The 16,138-nt window shown below is 72.7% G+C and carries 18 protein-coding genes and 1 riboswitch; of the genes, 10 read left to right on the top strand and 8 right to left on the bottom strand.

Annotated elements, in window-relative coordinates; genetic code table 11:
* Window positions 1-5: 5 nt before the first annotated feature.
* Entirely contained in the window at window positions 6-962 is a 957-nt protein-coding gene (locus AC156L_RS40135) for a threonine ammonia-lyase (protein ID WP_330878236.1), read from the bottom strand.
* Between the two features lie 101 nt (window positions 963-1,063).
* Here AC156L_RS40135 and AC156L_RS40140 point away from each other — a divergent pair, with 101 nt between their 5' ends.
* Both AC156L_RS40140 and AC156L_RS40145 read left to right on the top strand, forming a co-directional pair.
* Entirely contained in the window at window positions 1,064-1,798 is a 735-nt protein-coding gene (locus AC156L_RS40140) for a hypothetical protein (RefSeq protein WP_330878235.1), read from the top strand.
* 545 nt (window positions 1,799-2,343) lie between these two features.
* A complete protein-coding gene (locus AC156L_RS40145) occupies window positions 2,344-3,402 on the top strand; it encodes a S1 family peptidase (protein ID WP_330878234.1) in 1,059 nt (352 codons plus the stop codon).
* 114 nt (window positions 3,403-3,516) lie between these two features.
* Here the strand turns inward: AC156L_RS40145 and thiE are convergent, their stop codons facing one another.
* The gene (thiE, locus tag AC156L_RS40150) at window positions 3,517-4,170 is read right to left on the bottom strand and encodes a thiamine phosphate synthase (protein ID WP_330878233.1); all 654 of its coding nucleotides are present in this window, start codon (window positions 4,168-4,170) and stop codon (window positions 3,517-3,519) included.
* A gap of 44 nt (window positions 4,171-4,214) precedes the next feature.
* Window positions 4,215-4,326: riboswitch (TPP riboswitch) on the top strand.
* A 6-nt stretch (window positions 4,327-4,332) separates the two neighbouring features.
* Between thiE and thiO the strand changes: the two genes are divergently transcribed.
* The 4 genes from thiO (at window position 4,333) to AC156L_RS40170 (ending at window position 6,818) form a co-directional block, all read left to right on the top strand.
* Window positions 4,333-5,334, top strand: coding sequence for a glycine oxidase ThiO (thiO, locus tag AC156L_RS40155; RefSeq protein ID WP_330878232.1), 1,002 nt, complete (start codon window positions 4,333-4,335; stop codon window positions 5,332-5,334).
* Window positions 5,331-5,531: a sulfur carrier protein ThiS gene (gene thiS / locus AC156L_RS40160; RefSeq protein WP_330878231.1), complete on the top strand. Its 201-nt coding sequence runs from the start codon at window positions 5,331-5,333 to the stop codon at window positions 5,529-5,531. The genes thiO and thiS overlap by 4 nt, the downstream gene beginning before the upstream one ends.
* Window position 5,532: 1 nt before the next feature.
* Window positions 5,533-6,294 carry a thiazole synthase gene (gene thiG / locus AC156L_RS40165; RefSeq protein ID WP_330878230.1) on the top strand — a complete coding sequence of 254 codons (762 nt, stop codon included), beginning with the start codon at window positions 5,533-5,535 and terminating at the stop codon, window positions 6,292-6,294.
* Between the two features lie 80 nt (window positions 6,295-6,374).
* Entirely contained in the window at window positions 6,375-6,818 is a 444-nt protein-coding gene (locus AC156L_RS40170; RefSeq protein WP_330878229.1) for a MarR family winged helix-turn-helix transcriptional regulator, read from the top strand.
* Here the strand turns inward: AC156L_RS40170 and AC156L_RS40175 are convergent.
* The 3 genes from AC156L_RS40175 to thiC all read right to left on the bottom strand — a co-directional run bounded on the left by AC156L_RS40175 (window position 6,815) and on the right by thiC (window position 9,947).
* Window positions 6,815-7,366, bottom strand: coding sequence for a VanZ family protein (locus tag AC156L_RS40175; protein ID WP_330878228.1), 552 nt, complete (start codon window positions 7,364-7,366; stop codon window positions 6,815-6,817). The genes AC156L_RS40170 and AC156L_RS40175 overlap by 4 nt on opposite strands.
* Before the next feature lie 99 nt (window positions 7,367-7,465).
* A complete protein-coding gene (thiD, locus tag AC156L_RS40180) occupies window positions 7,466-8,290 on the bottom strand; it encodes a bifunctional hydroxymethylpyrimidine kinase/phosphomethylpyrimidine kinase (protein WP_330878227.1) in 825 nt (274 codons plus the stop codon).
* Window position 8,291: 1 nt separating this feature from the next.
* Entirely contained in the window at window positions 8,292-9,947 is a 1,656-nt protein-coding gene (gene thiC / locus AC156L_RS40185) for a phosphomethylpyrimidine synthase ThiC (protein WP_330878226.1), read from the bottom strand.
* A gap of 215 nt (window positions 9,948-10,162) precedes the next feature.
* Between thiC and AC156L_RS40190 the strand changes: the two genes are divergently transcribed.
* Window positions 10,163-10,894, top strand: a complete 732-nt coding sequence (locus AC156L_RS40190) for a hypothetical protein (RefSeq protein WP_330878225.1) — start codon at window positions 10,163-10,165, stop codon at window positions 10,892-10,894.
* Here the strand turns inward: AC156L_RS40190 and AC156L_RS40195 are convergent.
* Window positions 10,878-11,486, bottom strand: a complete 609-nt coding sequence (locus tag AC156L_RS40195) for a LysE family translocator (protein ID WP_330878224.1) — start codon at window positions 11,484-11,486, stop codon at window positions 10,878-10,880. The two genes, AC156L_RS40190 and AC156L_RS40195, sit on opposite strands and share 17 nt — an antisense overlap.
* Before the next feature lie 20 nt (window positions 11,487-11,506).
* On the opposite strand from AC156L_RS40195, the gene AC156L_RS40200 reads away from it, so the two are divergent.
* Window positions 11,507-11,740: a hypothetical protein gene (locus tag AC156L_RS40200; protein WP_330878223.1), complete on the top strand. Its 234-nt coding sequence runs from the start codon at window positions 11,507-11,509 to the stop codon at window positions 11,738-11,740.
* Window positions 11,741-12,158: 418 nt separating this feature from the next.
* On the opposite strand, the gene AC156L_RS40205 is transcribed toward AC156L_RS40200, so the two are convergent.
* Window positions 12,159-12,740 (bottom strand): peptide deformylase, encoded by a 582-nt coding sequence (locus AC156L_RS40205; protein WP_330878222.1) that lies wholly within the window; start codon window positions 12,738-12,740, stop codon window positions 12,159-12,161.
* A 149-nt stretch (window positions 12,741-12,889) separates the two neighbouring features.
* Here AC156L_RS40205 and AC156L_RS40210 point away from each other — a divergent pair, with 149 nt between their 5' ends.
* Together AC156L_RS40210 and AC156L_RS40215 are read left to right on the top strand one after the other, a co-directional pair.
* On the top strand, window positions 12,890-13,201 hold the full coding sequence (locus AC156L_RS40210; protein ID WP_330878221.1) for a DUF3263 domain-containing protein: 312 nt from the start codon (window positions 12,890-12,892) through the stop codon (window positions 13,199-13,201).
* Window positions 13,198-13,833: a LytR C-terminal domain-containing protein gene (locus AC156L_RS40215; RefSeq protein ID WP_330878220.1), complete on the top strand. Its 636-nt coding sequence runs from the start codon at window positions 13,198-13,200 to the stop codon at window positions 13,831-13,833. Before AC156L_RS40210 ends, AC156L_RS40215 begins: the two co-directional genes overlap by 4 nt.
* 4 nt (window positions 13,834-13,837) lie before the next feature.
* Here AC156L_RS40215 and AC156L_RS40220 read toward each other — a convergent pair whose 3' ends face one another.
* A complete protein-coding gene (locus AC156L_RS40220; RefSeq protein WP_330878219.1) occupies window positions 13,838-16,072 on the bottom strand; it encodes an AAA family ATPase in 2,235 nt (744 codons plus the stop codon).
* Window positions 16,073-16,138: the final 66 nt, after the last annotated feature.

A 16,138-nucleotide genomic window follows, 5' to 3' on the forward strand; every position in this document is an offset into this window, starting at 1 on the left:
CGGCGCTAGACCGCCAGCAGCTCGGCCAGCAGCGCCGGGTCGAGGTTGCCGCCGGACACGACGGCCACCGTCCTGCCCAGCGGCAGCTCGGCGCGGCGGTTCAGGTACGCGGCGACGGCCACGGCGCCGCTCGGCTCGGCGACCAGCCGCGACCGGTTGGCGAGCAGGGCCACGGCGGCGCGGATCTCGTCCTCGGTGACGGTGACGATCCCGTCGACCAGTTCGCGCATGTGCCCGAACGTCAGCTCGGACGGTTCGGCGCGCAGGCCGTCGGCGATCGTCCTGGCGCGCAGCGCGGGCGGCCAGGAGGCGGAGCGTCGGCCCGCGCGGAGGCTGTCGGCGGCGTCGGCGGCCAGCGCGGGCTCGACGCCGATGACGCGCGCGTCCGGGCAGAGGGCCTTGATCGCCACGGCCACGCCCGCGATCAGGCCGCCGCCGCTGACGGGCACCAGGACGGTCTCGACGTCGGGCAGGTCCTCGGCGACCTCCAGGCCCGCGGTGCCCTGCCCGGCGATGACGTCGACGTGGTCGAAGGGCGGGATGAGCGTCGATCCGCGCTGGTGGGCGAGGTAGCGGGCGCGGGACTCGCGCTCGGTCACCGGTACGACGTGGACCTCGGCGCCGTGCGACAGCGTGGCGTCGATCTTGACCTGCGGCGTGCCGTCGGGCACCACGATCGCCGCGGGCACGCCGAACAGCTTCGCGGCGTAGGCGACGGCCTGCGCGTGGTTGCCGCTGGAGTAGGCGACGACGCCGAGCGCTCGGACGTCTCGGGGGAGGCGGGCCAGGGCGTGGTAGGCGCCGCGGATCTTGAAGGCGCCGACGGGCTGGAGGTTCTCCGGTTTGAGCCACAGCGGGCGGTCGGGGTCGCCCCACGCGCACGGGAGCAGCGGGGTTCGCAGCACGGCGGGGGCCACGATCTCGGCCGCCGCCCGGATGTCGGAAATCGTGACCAGGCGCACGAGGAGATGATGCGTGGTCGTCCTCACGTTGGGCCAACCGGTTCGGCGGCCGACCCGTCCAGTGTTCGGACGAGCAGGAAACCGCCTATCTGTTGAGGATCATGAGCGAGGAGAACGAGAAGAAGACCGGTCTGGACCTCAAGCCCGCGCAGATCGCCGCGGGAGCGCTGGCCGCGGTGACCGCGGCCTTCTTGGGATCGCAGTTGAACGTCGCGGGCACGATCGCGGGCGCCGCCGTGGCGAGCGTCGTCAGCACGATCGGCGGCGCGCTGTACCAGAGCTCGATCGAACGGACCCGCGAGTCGGTGCGGCGGGTCGGCAGCAAGGCGTGGGTGGTCAAGCCCGTCGCGGGCGAGACGGCGTCGGAGAGCGAGGCCACCGACGCCGACGGGGGCACTCCCGAGACCGAAGTGGACACAGGGGACAAGACGTCACGAACCCGGCGCTGGCCCAAGGTCGCGGCCGGGGCGGTGCTGGTGTTCGTGCTGGGGATGCTGGCCGTCACGGGGATCGAGTGGGTGCGCGGCGCCCCGCTCTCCGGGGGCGATGAGGGCACGAGCCTGGGCGCGGTCGTGGGGCAGCCGACCGAGCGCCGGGACACCCCGCCCGCCCCCTCGGTGACGTCCACACCGGACGTTCCGGACCCCTCGGGCACCACGGCGCCGCCGAGCACGACGTCGACCGCGGAGCCGCCGCCGACGACGACCGGGCCGAGTTCGCCGAGCGGCACGACGCGGCCGTCCACGCCTGCGCCGTCGACCACCGGGCAGTCCGGTCCGGAGACGACCGAGCGGACGACGACCGCGCCTCCGTCGACCCCGGGAACAACCGGCTGATCACCGCAGTGATCAACTGGCAACATTCCCGATCCGGTGATCGTTTCATTACTTTGAGTAAGAGTTAACAGTCAAGGGCTACGCACCGGAGTTGAACGGTCGTGAGCTGTGACACACTTCGCCCTCAGATGGCCGCGACCGTCATAGGTCACAGGCTGATAACGTCGCTCGATCGGGTGATTACCGGTCAGTAGACGACCGGGAGGAGGGCTGTGCGAACCGTGGAGACCCCGCGCGAACGCGTCACTCCGAGGCTTTCCGAGGTCTGTTCTCGACCCTCATCCGATCGGGCTTGGCACCGAGGACGGGATGGAAGAAGTAGGAGGAGGGTGGGGCGACCCCTGCCGCCGCCCCACCACCCGTCCCCCTAAAGGCCCCCGTGAGCGGTCCCTGCAACCAGCTCACGGGTTCCCTGCACCCGAAGATGAGGGAGACGTCTAATGATCCGCACGAGTGCGGCCCGCCTGACCGGAGTTGCCCTGCTGGCAGCCGGCGCGGCGATTGCCCTCAGCGTACCGGCCATCGCCGGTCCCGCTGCGGTGAACGTGGCAAGTCCCGCCGACACGGAGAGCTACTCGCCCGAGTTGCTCCAAGCGGTCCAGCGGGACCTCGGCCTGAACGCCGACCAGGCACGCACCCGACTGGCCAACGACGCCAATTCGGGACAGCTCGAAACCAAGGTGAAGGACGCCCTGGGCGACCAGTTCGCGGGCGCCTGGATCGACTCGGTGTCGGGCAAGCTCACCGTCGGCACGACCGACTCCGCCAAGTCCGACACCGCCCGCGCCCTCGGCGCGGACGTCCGCGTGGTCCGGTTCTCGCAGCAGCAGCTCGCGGGCACCAAGGCCGCGCTCGACACGCTGTCGGCACCGGCCTCGATCACGAGCTGGCGCGTCGACGACGCGTCGAACACGGTGGTCGTCGAGGTCAACCGCGACAAGCGGGACGCGGCGGCCGAGGCCTTCCTGGCCACGGCCCGCGGCATCAGCCCCGCGGTCACCGTCGCGGAGACCACGGACACGCCCACGCCGCTCTACGACACGCGCGGCGGTGACGCGTACTACATCGGCGGCGGTCGCTGCTCGGTCGGCTTCGCGGTGTCCGGCGGCTTCGTGACCGCGGGCCACTGCGGTCGCGTTGGCAACGCCACCACCGGCTTCAACCGGGTCGCCCAGGGCACGTTCCGCGGCTCGTCGTTCCCCGGCAACGACTACGCCTGGGTCGCGACGAACAGCAACTGGACCTCCCGCCCGTGGGTCAACCGCTACAACGGCTCGAACGTCACCGTGACGGGCTCCACGTCCGCCGCCGTCGGCGCGTCGATCTGCCGCTCGGGTTCCACGACCGGCTGGCGCTGCGGCACGGTGCAGCAGAAGAACGCGACCGTGAACTACCCGCAGGGCACGGTGTCGGGCCTGACCAGGACCAACGCCTGCGCGGAGCCCGGTGACTCCGGCGGCTCGTGGGTCGCGGGCACCAACTTCAGCCAGGCCCAGGGCGTGACCTCCGGCGGTTCGGGCAACTGCTCCTCCGGCGGCACGACCTACTTCCAGCCGGTCGGCGAGATCCTGTCGGCCTACGGGTTGAGCCTCACCAGGGGCTGACCGCTCCCGACGTCGAACCGACTCCCTGCCCCCTCGACGTCGACCCCGCTGAAACGCCCCCCGCTCCGGCTCCCTGCGCCGGGACGGGGGGCGTTTCCACGTCGGCGCCCGCCCTCAGCCGAGCCGGGACCGCAGCGCTCGGGCCGCCGCCTCCGGGTCGTCGGCCGCCGTGATCGCCCGGACGACGACGATCCGCGTCGCGCCCGCGTCGAGCACCTCGCCCACGTTGGCCGGGTCGATCCCGCCGATCGCGAACCACGGGCGCTCCGGCAGGTCCGCGGCGGTCGCCCGCACGAGGTCCAGTCCCGGCGCCGGGCGGCCGGGCTTGGTCGGCGTCGGCCAGCACGGACCGGTGCAGAAGTAGTCGACGCCGGGTTCGACGGCCGCCGCCCGCACCTGCTCCGCGTCGTGCGTCGACCTCCCGATCGCCACGCCGTCGCCGAGCAGCCTCCGCGCCGCGCGGACCGGCAGGTCGTCCTGCCCGAGGTGCAGCACGTCCGCGTCGACCGCCGCCGCCACGTCCGCCCGGTCGTTGACCGACAGCAGGGCGCCGTGCCGCGCGCACGCCTCGGCGAGCACCTCCAGCGCGGCGATCTCCTGCTTGGCCTCCAGGCCCTTGTCGCGCAGCTGGACGACGTCCACGCCGCCCGCGAGCGCGGCGTCGGCGAAGGCGGCGAGGTCGCCCCGGTCGGTCCGCGCGTCGGTGCAGAGGTAGAGCTTCGCGGCGGCGAGCCGCTGCCTGATCTGGGGTCCGTCGAGTCCTGGCACGGTCAGGACGTTAACCGCGGCAACGATTCGTGCGCTACGGTGGAGGCGGTCCGCACGGGAGCCTGGGATGTACCGGGCTGAGAGGGAGCGTGGTGCGCTCCGACCGTCGAACCTGATCCGGGTCATGCCGGCGCAGGGAGCGTGAGTGCCTTGGTTCCACGGGTGTCCGTCCTCGGTGGCGGTGTCATCGGCCTGTCCGTCGCCTGGCGGGTGGCCGCGAGCGGTTGTGCCGTCACGGTCTTCGACGACGGGTGCCGCGCCGCGGGCTCGTGGGTCGCGGGCGGGATGCTGGCGCCGGTCACGGAGTCGTGGCCCGGCGAGGAGGACCTGCTGGAACTGGGCTCCCGGTCGTTGGCGCTGTGGCCGGAGTTCGCGCGCGAGCTGGGCGACGTGGGGCTGCGCACGGAGGGAACGCTCGCCGTGGCACTGGATTCCGCGGACGTGGGCGTGCTGGACGTGCTCGGCGAGCACCTCCGCGGCCTCGGTCGGGAGGCCGACCGGCTGACCGGCCGCGAGCTGCGCGCGCTGGAACCCGGTCTGGGGCCGAGGGTGCGCGGCGGGCTGTCCGTGCCGGGGGACCTCGCGCTGGACAACCGGGCGCTGCTGGCCGCGCTGCGCGGGGCGTGCGCCGCCGAAGGGGTCGAGGTCGAGCCGCGCCGAGCCTCGCTGTCCACTGTGGATGGCGATGTGGTGGTGATCGCGGCCGGCGCGTGGAGCGGCGACCTGCACCCCGCGCTGGCACCGGTGATCCGCCCGGTGAAGGGCGAGATCCTGCGGCTCGCCGCCCGGCGCGGAGCGCTGCCGCCACCGACGAGGACCGTGCGCGCGCACGTCGAGGGCCGCCCGGTCTACCTGGTGCCGAAGGAGAACGGCCTCGTCGTGGGCGCGACCCAGTACGAGGCGGGGTTCGACCCGGCCGTCACCGTCGGCGGGGTGCGCGACCTGCTGCGCGACGCGGAGGTCGTGCTGCCCGGCATCGCCGAGTACGAGCTGGTCGAGTCCGCCGCGGGGTTCCGCGCGGGCAGCCCGGACAACATGCCGGTGATCGGGTGGCTGGAACCCGGTGTGCTGGCCGCGACCGGCCACCACCGCAACGGGCTGCTGCTCGCCCCGGTGACCGCCGAGAAGGTGCTGGACCTGCTGCGCGAAGGAGGAACCCGGTGAAGGCTCGGGTCAACGGCGAACTGCGCGACCTGCCGGACGGGGCGACCGTCGGGGCTGTGCTGGAGCTGCTCGGCGCCCCCGAGAAGGGGGTCGCGGTCGCCGTGGACGGCGAGGTCGTGCCGCGGGCGGAGTGGCGGCGGACGGTCGTGCCCGAGGGCGGCACGGTCGAGGTGCTCACCGCTGTCCAGGGAGGATGACGTGGACGACCCGCTGATCATCGCAGGCCGGGAGTTCGGGTCCCGGCTCGTCATGGGGACCGGGGGCGCGGCGAACCTGTCCGTGCTGGAGCGCGCGCTCGTCGCGTCGGGCACCGAGCTGACCACCGTCGCGATGCGCCGGATGGACGCCGGTGGCGGCACCGGTGTGCTGGAGCTGCTGCGGCGGCTGGGGATCGCGACACTGCCCAACACCGCGGGCTGCCGGGGCGCGGCGGAGGCCGTGCTGACGGCCAGGCTCGCGCGGGAGGCGCTGGAGACGAACTGGGTGAAGCTGGAGGTCGTGGCGGACGAGAAGACCCTGCTGCCGGACCCGTTCGAGCTGCTGGCCGCCGCCGAGGCGTTGGTGGACGACGGTTTCGTGGTCCTGCCCTACACCAACGACGACCCCGTGCTGGCCCAGCGCCTCCAGGACGTCGGCTGCGCCACCGTCATGCCGCTCGGCTCGCCGATCGGGACGGGGCTGGGCATCCGCAACCCGCACAACATCGAGCTGATCGTGTCCCGCGCGACGGTGCCGGTCGTCCTGGACGCGGGTGTGGGCACCGCGTCGGACGCGGCCCTGGCGATGGAACTGGGGTGCTCGGCTGTGCTCTTGGCCACGGCCGTGACCAGGGCCCGCGACCCGGAGCGGATGGCGGCGGCCATGCGCGCGGGTGTGGAAGGCGGCAGGCTGGCCCGGTTGGCGGGTCGGATCCCGCAGCGGTTCTGGGCGCAGGCGTCCAGCCCGGCGGTCGACGGCTGATCACCCGCCGGGGTTGGTGGGCGGAAGCGGCATGATGGATGCTGAACGCTTCCACCACGCCGCACCGAGGAGGACATGCCGTGACGGCCCCGAAGGCCGATGAGGTCGAAGACGCCACCGCGCGCCTCTTCCTCACCATCGGCAGGTTGTCCAGACTGCTGCGCCGCACGGGCTCGCCCGGCCTGGGCCCCGGTGCGGTGTCCGCGCTCGCCACGCTGGCCCGCTGCGGTCCGATGCGGCTGGGCGACCTGGCTCAGAAGGAGGGCGTCGCCCCGCCCACGCTGTCGCGGATCGTCGCGGCGCTCGTGGAGGCCGGGTACGTGCGGCGCGAGCCCGACCCGCAGGACGGGCGGGCCTGGCTGGCCACCCCCACGCCCGAGGGCGAGGAGATGGTGTCCGGGGTCCGGTCGGCCAGGATGACGGAGCTGCGCCGCCGGATGGAGATGCTGTCGCCGGAGCACCAGGCCGCGCTGATCGCCGCGCTGGGTGCGCTGGAGGAGATCGTGGCGGAGGAGAACCGCTAGCCCGCCGAGGACCCGTGCCCGGCGACGGGAGCGGGGCCCCGGCCGCCGACCAGCCGGTTCACCAGCCAGGCCAGCGCCACGGCGCACGCCGCGCCGACCACGTTGTTGTAGAAGTCCTGCGCCTCGCACGAGCCCACGCTGGTGACGGTCTGGAACAGCTCCGCGAAGCCGCTGACCGCGGCGCTCGCCACCAGCACCGGCACCGGCCGCCGGGTCGCGAGGGTGCCGAAGAACGCGAACGGCGCGAGCATCAGGAAGTTCAGCCTGGCCATCGAGTCGGCCAGCGAGAAGTCGTTCAGCACGCAGGGGAAGTGGATCGGGTCGAACAGGGAGTACAGCGCCAGCTCCGGCCGCGCGAGCGTGACCGCGAGCGCCACGGCCAGGCCGCAGCCCGCCAGCACGGCGGGCACCCTCCGCCAGCCGCGCCACCCCGCCAGGACCAGGGCCGCCGCGCCCGCCGTGGCGCACCCGAGCACCAGCGCCAGGACGACCAGGGGCTGCTTGAGGATGATCTCGGCGAAGTGGGCGTCCTGCGAGTACCGGTGCACATCTGCTGAGACGCGCGGGGCCCGCTCCGGTTGGGCCGGACCCGTCCGCCGGAGCGGGCCCGGTCGCCGCGGCCGGGACGGGTCCCGGCCGCGGCGCCGTCAGGGCCGCTCCAGCCTCCACAGCGGTGACACGGGCCCGACCCCGGCACCCAGCGCGTACGACGCGGCCACCGAGCGGACCACGAAGTCCTTGCCGAACCGCACGGCCGTCGGCACGTCCTCGCCGCGCGCGAGCCGGGAGCTGATCGACGACGCGAGCGTGTCGCCGCTGCCGTGCGTGTGCTTGGTGTCGTAGCGGGGACCGGGCAGTTCGAGGAAGTCCTCGCCGTCGAACAGCAGGTCGAGGCACTCCGGGTCGGACCACATGTGCCCGCCCTTCACCAGCACCCACTGCGGCCCCAGGTCGAACAGGGCCTTCGCGGCGTCGCGCTGCTGGGCCCTGTTCTCCACGGCGATGCCGGTGATCAGCCGCACCTCGTCCAGGTTCGGCGTCACCAGCGTCGCCCTCGGGAACAGCAGCGTCCGCACCGCCTCCAGCGCCTGGTCGGTCAGCAGCTGGTCGCCGTGCATCGACGCGGCCACCGGGTCCACGACGAACGGGACGTCGCCCGAGCGTCCGATGTGGACCTGGTCGCACGCCTGCGCGACGGCCTCGATGATCCCGGCGCCTGCGAGCATCCCGGTCTTCGCCGCGCCCACCCCGATGTCGGTGACCACCGCGACGATCTGCGCGGCCACCACCTCCGGCGGGATCTCGACGAAGCCCGTGACGCCGAGCGAGTTCTGCACGGTGATCGCGGTGACCGCGGTCGTGCCGTGCACGCCGCAGGCGAACAGCGTCCGGAGGTCGGCCTGAAGCCCCGCACCACCGCCGGAGTCGGACCCGGCGATGGTGAGGACCCTCGGTGGAGTCTCGTTGTTCACGTCAGGAAGTCTCCACGACCGGCAGGTACACCTTGTTCCCGTGGTCGCCGAACTCGGCGGACTTCTCCTCCATGCCCGCCTCGATCGCCTCCACGGTGGACAGGCCGTGCTCCTCGGCGTACTTCCGCACGTCCTGGGTGATCTTCATGGAGCAGAACTTCGGCCCGCACATCGAGCAGAAGTGCGCCGTCTTCGCCGGGGCCGCTGGCAGCGTCTCGTCGTGGAACGAGCGGGCCGTGTCCGGGTCGAGCGACAGGTTGAACTGGTCCTCCCAGCGGAACTCGAACCGCGCCTTGGACAGGGCGTCGTCCCAGTCCTGCACGCCGGGGTGGCCCTTGGCCAGGTCGGCCGAGTGCGCCGCGATCTTGTACGTGATCACGCCCGTCTTGACGTCGTCCCGGTTCGGCAGGCCCAGGTGCTCCTTCGGCGTGACGTAGCAGAGCATCGCCGTGCCCAGCCAGCCGATCTGCGCCGCGCCGATGGCGGAGGTGATGTGGTCGTACGCGGGCGCGATGTCCGTGGCCAGCGGTCCGAGGGTGTAGAACGGCGCCTCGCCGCACCACTCCTCCTCCAGCCGCACGTTCTCCGCGATCTTGTGCATCGGCACGTGGCCGGGGCCCTCGATCATCACCTGCACGTCGTGCGCGCGGGCGACGTGCGTCAGCTCGCCGAGCGTGCGCAGCTCGGCGAACTGGGCCTCGTCGTTGGCGTCGGCGATCGAGCCCGGCCGCAGGCCGTCACCCAGGGAGAACGTGATGTCGTAGGCGCGCAGGATCTCGCACAGCTCCTCGAAGTGCGTGTAGAGGAAGCTCTCCCGGTGGTGCGCGAGGCACCAGGCGGCCATGATCGACCCGCCGCGCGACACGATGCCCGTCACGCGCTTCGCCGTCATCGGCACGTACCGCAGCAGCACGCCCGCGTGCACCGTCATGTAGTCGACGCCCTGCTCCGCCTGCTCGATCACGGTGTCGCGGTACAGCTCCCACGTGAGCTTCGCCGGATCGCTGTCGACCTTCTCCAGCGCCTGGTAGATGGGCACGGTGCCGACCGGCACCGGCGAGTTCCGCATGATCCACTCGCGGGTCTCGTGGATCCGCTTGCCGGTCGACAGGTCCATGATCGTGTCGGCGCCCCAGCGGGTGGCCCACACCATCTTGTCGACCTCGTCCTCGATCGACGACGACACGGCGGAGTTGCCGATGTTCGCGTTGATCTTGACCAGGAACTTCTTGCCGATGATCATCGGCTCGGCCTCGGGGTGCTTGCGGTTGAGCGGGATGACCGCCCTCCCGAGCGCCACCTCGGACCGGACGAACTCGGGGTCCAGGTTCTCGCGGACCGCGATGTACTCCACCTCGGGGGTCGTGATCCCGGCCTTGGCGTACGCCAGCTGGGTCACCGCCCCGTTCACCGGCTCGCGGGCGGCGATCCAGTCCGCCCTGAGCTTCGGAAGTCCACTGTGGACGTCGATGGTCGCGTTGGAGTCGGTATACGGACCAGAAGTGTCGTACAGGTCGACGTGCTCGCCGTTGGTCAGTTCCACCCTGCGGAAGGGGACCCGCACGCCGTCGCCCGCGTCGCGGTAGACCTTGCGGGAGCCCGAGATCGGGCCGGTGGTGACTGATGGTCGGACCGAGCGGTCGTCAAGTGCCGTCACGACATTTCCTCCCTACGCCGGCATTACCCGGTCAGGTTCGAGCGGTCGGTGGCACCGTGCCCCTCGGCACAACCACCCTCTCAGCCCGCTTCCGGCGCGAGCTCCCGCGTGTGTTGAGTTGTCCGACCGACCATAGCCAGGGTTTCGGTGCGCCGGCTACAACTGATCGGCATCAGCCGGCGCGCCGGCGCTCTTTTGCGCGTACCTTTCTCCGCGTGGCTGATCACCAGCCGTTCCCACCCGGCGCGCGGCGCGGTGAACGACCCGCGGCCGTTTCGGCGTGCCCGTCGTGCGGCGACCTGGCTGGGCGCGGGTACCCCGAGTGCCGGTTCTGCGTGGAACTGGTCGACCAGGTCTGGCTGCCGGACTGGCAGGCGCTGCTGGCGGCCGAGCAGCTCAGCGAGGGGGGTGCGGGCGAACGCGAACTGGCCGAACTGGTCCTGGAGGACGAGGTCGGGCGGTACTCGTGGACGTGCACCGACTGGGCGATGACCCTGGTCAGGTGCTCCGCCTGCGACGCCGAGCCCGCCACCGGGCCGGTGGACTGCCTCCGGTGCTCGATGGCCGAGGCCGCCCGGTGGTCGTGGGACCACTCGTCGTCGGGCCGCATCACGCCGTCCGAGCACGCGCTCCGGGTCGCCCGCGCCGTCCTGCGCGCCCCGCACCGCAGCCGCGACGTGGTCGCGGCCACCTGGCGGCTGCTGATCCCGTTCCTGCTGGTGGGGGAGCTGGCGACCGCCGGGCAGGTGCAGCGGCTGCGGGCGCAGGTCCTCGCGGGCCAGTACGAGGACCTGGCCGCGTGCGCCACCCACGAGCGGCTGGTGGGGCTGCCGGAGATCTACTGGCGGCGCGACGAGGACGCCAGGGGCGACCACCAGGTCCGGCTCGACCACCCGCGCGGACCCCGTGCGCCGTCACCGGTGGAGCAGGTCACCAGCGAGGCGTGAGGACCAGCCTGGCGCCGAGGACCACCAGGACGCCACCCGAGGCGGTCTCCAGGGTGCGGCGCACCCGCGGCCGGGACAGCCACGTGCGGAGGCGGTGCAGGACGCTGACCACCACCAGGTACCAGAGCGTGTCGACCAGCACCCAGACCAGGGCGAACAGCAGCAGCACGCCCTTGCCCGCCCCGTCGGCCGGGACGAACTGGGGCAGGAACGAGATCGCGAAGACGCCGAGCTTGGGGTTCGCCAGGTTGACGATCAGGCCCGAGCGGAACGCCCTGGTCGTCGGCTCCTCGGTGGTGGGCGGGGTGCGCCCGCCGGCCGACAGCAGGGCCTTCACGCCCAGGTGGACCAGGAAGACCGCGCCGATGATCCTGAGCGTGTGGAAGGCCACCTCGGAGGCCGTCAGCAGGACCGACACGCCGAGGGCCGCCGCCACGGCCCAGCAGGCCACGGCCACCTCCATGCCCGCGACCGTGGCCAGCGCGCCGCGGCGTCCGCGGACCGACTGCCGCAGCACCAGCGCCGTGCCGGGGCCGGGGGACAGCGCGATCAGGAACGACGCCGCGACGAGGGCGGCCAGGTTGTCCAGCACGTCCTCCATGGTGGCCGGGGGTGGCAAGTCGTTTTTCGAGCGCTGACCGCGTCGAGCGGGGTTCCGCGGGCTCCTGCTCGAAGTGCGTGCTCCGTGAGCACTTCGAGCGGTTCCAGCACTTCGAGCGGTTCGACGGGGGCGAGGCGCTGATCGCCGCCGGGCGGATGCGGGTGCCGGGGTGCGCGGCCATCTACGCCGCGAAGGCCGGCGGGTGGTGGGGCGGGGTCGGGTCGGGGTCGGGTTCAGGGGCGTAGGTGGTTGTGGGTGGCTGGTGCGCCCCCGCTGCGCGATTGTTTCGATGCCCGACCCCCGTTTGTCAAGGCGGGAAAGATGCCTTGACAAACGGGGGTCGGGCACGAAGGCGCTGGGGATCGGGGGCAGGGAGGGGAAGTGCCCTCCGCCGGTCGGGTCGTCCGCGTTGTCGGCGCTTTCGCTGCCGCTGGCTCGGGTTTCGTTGTGCCAACGTCAACGCCGCCGTTGCCGCCGCTGCCTCCGCGACGCCCCGGCTTGCGCCGTTTCCGCGTCGTGCCGCCGCTGCCGCGGCGCCCCGGCTTGTCGGCTGCCGCTGCCGCTGCCGTGACGCCCCGGCTTGCGCCGCTACCGCGTCGTGCCGCCGCCGCGACGCCCGGCTCGCGCTACCGCGTCGTGCCACCGCGCCGTGTGGTGGAAGGGCTAGTCCTCGTCGTCCGCGAACGGGTCTTCCGAAGTCGCCGGGTCCCACGAGAGGCCTGGGACGCCCCACCTGTTGGCGCGCAGCATGCGCTTCGACTCGCGCTTGTACCTGCCCACCAGGCGGTCCAGGTACAGGTAGCCGTCGAGGTGGTCGGTCTCGTGCTGGAGGCACCTGGCGAAGAAGCCCGTGCCCTCCGCCTCCACCGGGTTGCCGTGGCCGTCCTGGCCGGTGACCTTCGCCCAGTCCGCGCGGCCCGTCGGGTACGACTCGCCCGGCGCGGACAGGCAGCCCTCGAAGTCGTCGTCCGGGTCGGGCATGCCCTCCGGGACCGCACTCGTCTCCAGCACCGGGTTCACCACGACACCGCGGTGGCGGACGCCCTGGTCGTCCGGGCAGTCGTAGACGAACAGGCGCAGGTCCACGCCGATCTGGTTGGCCGCCAGGCCCACGCCGTGCGCCGCCGCCATGGTCTCGAACATGTCGTCGATGAGCGTGCGCAGCTCGTCGTCGAAGACCTCAACCGGCTTCGTCGGGTTGTGCAGAACCGGGTCACCGGCGATCCGGATGTGGTGTACAGCCATGTCGACGAGCTTAATCGGCGTGTCAGTTCGGACGCGCCGACTGCGGAAGCGACCCCGATCACGATCACGTGATGTAATTGACCCTTGGGAATCACACGGGACGGATGCCCGCATCCGCAGGTACCCCGGCCCGTGAGGCGAGGAGCCTGATGGACGCCGCAGGGGCACCGCCGCCGGCAGAGGGTCCTGCCGACGGCTTGAACGGCAGGGAGCGCGAGATCCTTGCCTTCGAACGCCAGTGGTGGAAGTACGCGGGCGCCAAGGAACAGGCCGTGAAAGAGCTGTTCGACATGTCCGCGACCCGGTACTACCAGTTGCTCAACGGCCTGATCGACAAGGAGGAGGCCTTCGCGGCCGATCCGATGCTCGTGAAACGTCTTCGCAAACTTCGCACGGTCCGGCTGCGCGCCCGTTCGGCGCGCCGCTTCGGTTTCGAGCCGAATGGTGTCGAGCACCGATGAGTTCTCCCGATTCCCCCAGCACGTCGCACCCGGCCCGCGCCGCGGGGTTCGCGCTGATCGGCGTTGCTCTGGTGGCGCTCGTGATCGGTGTCTTCACGCTGTTCAGCGGCGGAGGAGACGGCGACCGGACCGCGACGGGTCCGTCCAGCCAGCCGCCCACGAGCGGGACCGCGTCCGAGTCGCCCTCCGCGACACCGCCCGCCTCGACGGAGCAGCCCCCCGCGAGCACACCCGCGCCGACCACGACGACGGACACCCCGCCGCCCGCGACCAGCGCGCCCGCGCAGAGCGGCGCCGCGACGCCGCCGCCGGACGGCCAGCCGACCGTCGCGAAGCCGCCGGTGCGGGTCTACAACAACAGCACCATCTCCGGCCTCGCGGCGCAGGCGGCCGACGACGTCGAGCGGTCCGGATGGGACGTCGCCGACACCGGCAACTACTCCCAGGGCCAGATCCCGACGACGACCGTCTACTACCGCCCCGGCACGGACGAGGAGGAGTCGGCGAAAGCCCTCGCCACCGTCATGCAGGCGCGGGTGGAAGCCCGGTTCGACGGGATCCAGGGCGCGCACGACGGGATCATCGTGATCGTCACGAACGACTACAAGGGTTTGCAGTCCACGAAGAAGTAGGGCCTCACCGCTCGCGGGACTCGGCGTAGGCGGCCAGCGCGGCCAACTGCGCCGGGTCCAGCGACGGTCGCACGGCCTTGCGCGCGGTGGCCAGGTGCTCCGCCGTCACGACGGCCGCCTCCAGCGACTCGCGCATCGCGGTCAGCGCGGCCTCGCGGATCAGCGCCGCGCAGTCCGCCGCCGAGTAGCCGTCCAGCGACTCGGCCAGCTCGTCCAGGTCGACGTCGTCGGCCAGCGGGGTGTTGCGCGAGGTCGCGCGCAGGATCGCGCCGCGCGCCTCGCCGTCCGGCGGCGGCACGTAGACCATGCGCTCCAACCGGCCCGGCCGCAGCAGCGCGGGGTCCACCAGCTCCGGGCGGTTCGTCGCACCCAGCACGATGACGTCGCGCAACGGCTCCACGCCGTCGAGTTCGGTCAGCAGCGCGGCCACCACCCGGTCCGCCACCCCGGAGTCCGACGACTGGCCCCGCCGGGGCGCCAGCGCGTCCACCTCGTCCAGGAACACCATCGCGGGCGCCGCCTCGGCCGCGCGCCGGAACAGCTCCCGCACGGCCCGCTCGGACTCGCCGACGAACTTGTCCATCAGCTCGGCGCCCTTGACCGACAGCACGTTGAGCTTGCCGCTGCCCGCGAGCGCCCGGATCAGGAACGTCTTGCCGCAGCCGGGAGGCCCGTACAGCAGCAGGCCGCGCGGCGGCTCGACACCCAGGCGGGCGAAGGAATCGGGGTACTGCAACGGCCACAGCGCCGCCTCGGTCAGCGCCTGCTTGACCTCGGTCATGTCGCCGACGTCGTCCAGCGTCAGCCCGCCGGTTTGCAGCGTGTCCGAAGTGGACATCGAGACCGGGCGCACGGTGTCGAGCGCGCCGATCAGGTCCTGTTGCGCCACACGGGGTTCGTCGTGGTCGCGCTGCCGCAGCGCGGACCGCACGGCGGCGTCGCGGCGCAGCGCGACGAGGTCCGCGACGACGAAACCCGGTGTGCGGTCGGCGATGACGCCGAGGTCCACGTCGGACTCCATCGGCACGTCCCGCATCAGCATCCGCAGCAGCTCGGTGCGGCAGCGGCCGTCCGGCAGCGCCAGCGTCAGCTCGCGGTCCACCAGCTCCGGCACGCGCAGCCGAGGGTCGACGGCCTCGGGGTGCGCGGTCGTGACGACCAGCGCCAACCCCTTGGTGCGCACGGCGGAGCGGAGCACGTCCAGCACCACCGTGGCGACCGGCGGCGGGGACGAGGCGGGCAGCAGCGCGTCCACGTCGGTCAGCAGCAGCACGACCGGGCGGTCCTTCGCCGACGCGGCGGCCACGGCGTCGGTCAGCCGCTGCGCGGTCGCGTTCGACTCCAGCACCGCGATGCTCGGCGCGGCCAGCTCGACGACCTCGGCGTCCACGCTGTGCGCCACGGACCGCACCAGCGTGGCCTTCCCGACGCCCTCCGGACCGCTGACCAGCGCGGCCAGCCTCGGTGACGCACCGAGCCTCGCCAGCAGGTCCGGCCGCAGGAACGCCAGGTCCAGCCACTCGGCGAGCCGCTTCGCCGCGTCCCGCTGGCCGACCAGGTCGGTGACCGGCGGCACGAACGAGACCTCCGCGGGCGGCACGTAGGTCGACGTCGACGCGACCGCGCGACCCGTCACCGCGACCTGCACCAGCGCGTTCTCGGCGACGACCGGCCGCGCGTCGCCGGTCCGCGCGCCGTCCCGCCAACCGACCACGCTGGACGGCTGCACGGCCACCGGGCCCGACGGGTCGGTCGCGGTGATCGTGAGCAGCTCGTTGGTCCACGTCATGCCGATCGCGTTCGACAGCTTGCTGCGGGTCGAGCCGACGTCCGTGCCGGGCGGCGGCGCGAGGTCCTGCGGCAGCAGCGACACGGCGTCGCCGACCGTCAGCACCTTGCCGGTCAGCGCCATCCGCAGCGTCTCGGGCGTGAGCGACGTCGTGGCCAGCCGCGAGCCGGACACGGTCACCGACCGAGCCGCCGCCACGTCCACCGGCGCCACGACGATCTCGGAGCCCTCGACGACCCCCAGGTTCGACAGCGCCACGTCGTCCACGAGCACCACTCCTGGCGGCCCGTCGCCCGCGGCGGCGAGCGCCGCGCTCACCCGCGCACCGGTCAGCTTCACCGCGTCCCACGCGCGCAGGCCGAGGGCGTCGAGCACCTCGGGGTGCAGCCGGACGACACCGCGTCGTGTGTCCAGTGCGGACGGGGTCAGCCGAGCGGTCAGCGTGATCACGCCACGAGCCTAGTGCCGGTCGCCGCGCGGCGCGGGTCCTTCGGCGGGCGGAGGTCGTGAGGCGGC

The organism is Umezawaea sp. (assembly GCF_057122925.1).

Coding starts and splice junctions, on each gene's coding strand:
- AC156L_RS40215 (WP_330878220.1), top strand. CDS start 13,198: ATGAGTTCTCCCGATTCCCCCAGCACGTCGCACCCGGCCCGCGCCGCG.
- AC156L_RS40210 (WP_330878221.1), top strand. CDS start 12,890: ATGGACGCCGCAGGGGCACCGCCGCCGGCAGAGGGTCCTGCCGACGGC.
- AC156L_RS40140 (WP_330878235.1), top strand. CDS start 1,064: ATGAGCGAGGAGAACGAGAAGAAGACCGGTCTGGACCTCAAGCCCGCG.
- AC156L_RS40205 (WP_330878222.1), bottom strand. CDS start 12,740: ATGGCTGTACACCACATCCGGATCGCCGGTGACCCGGTTCTGCACAAC.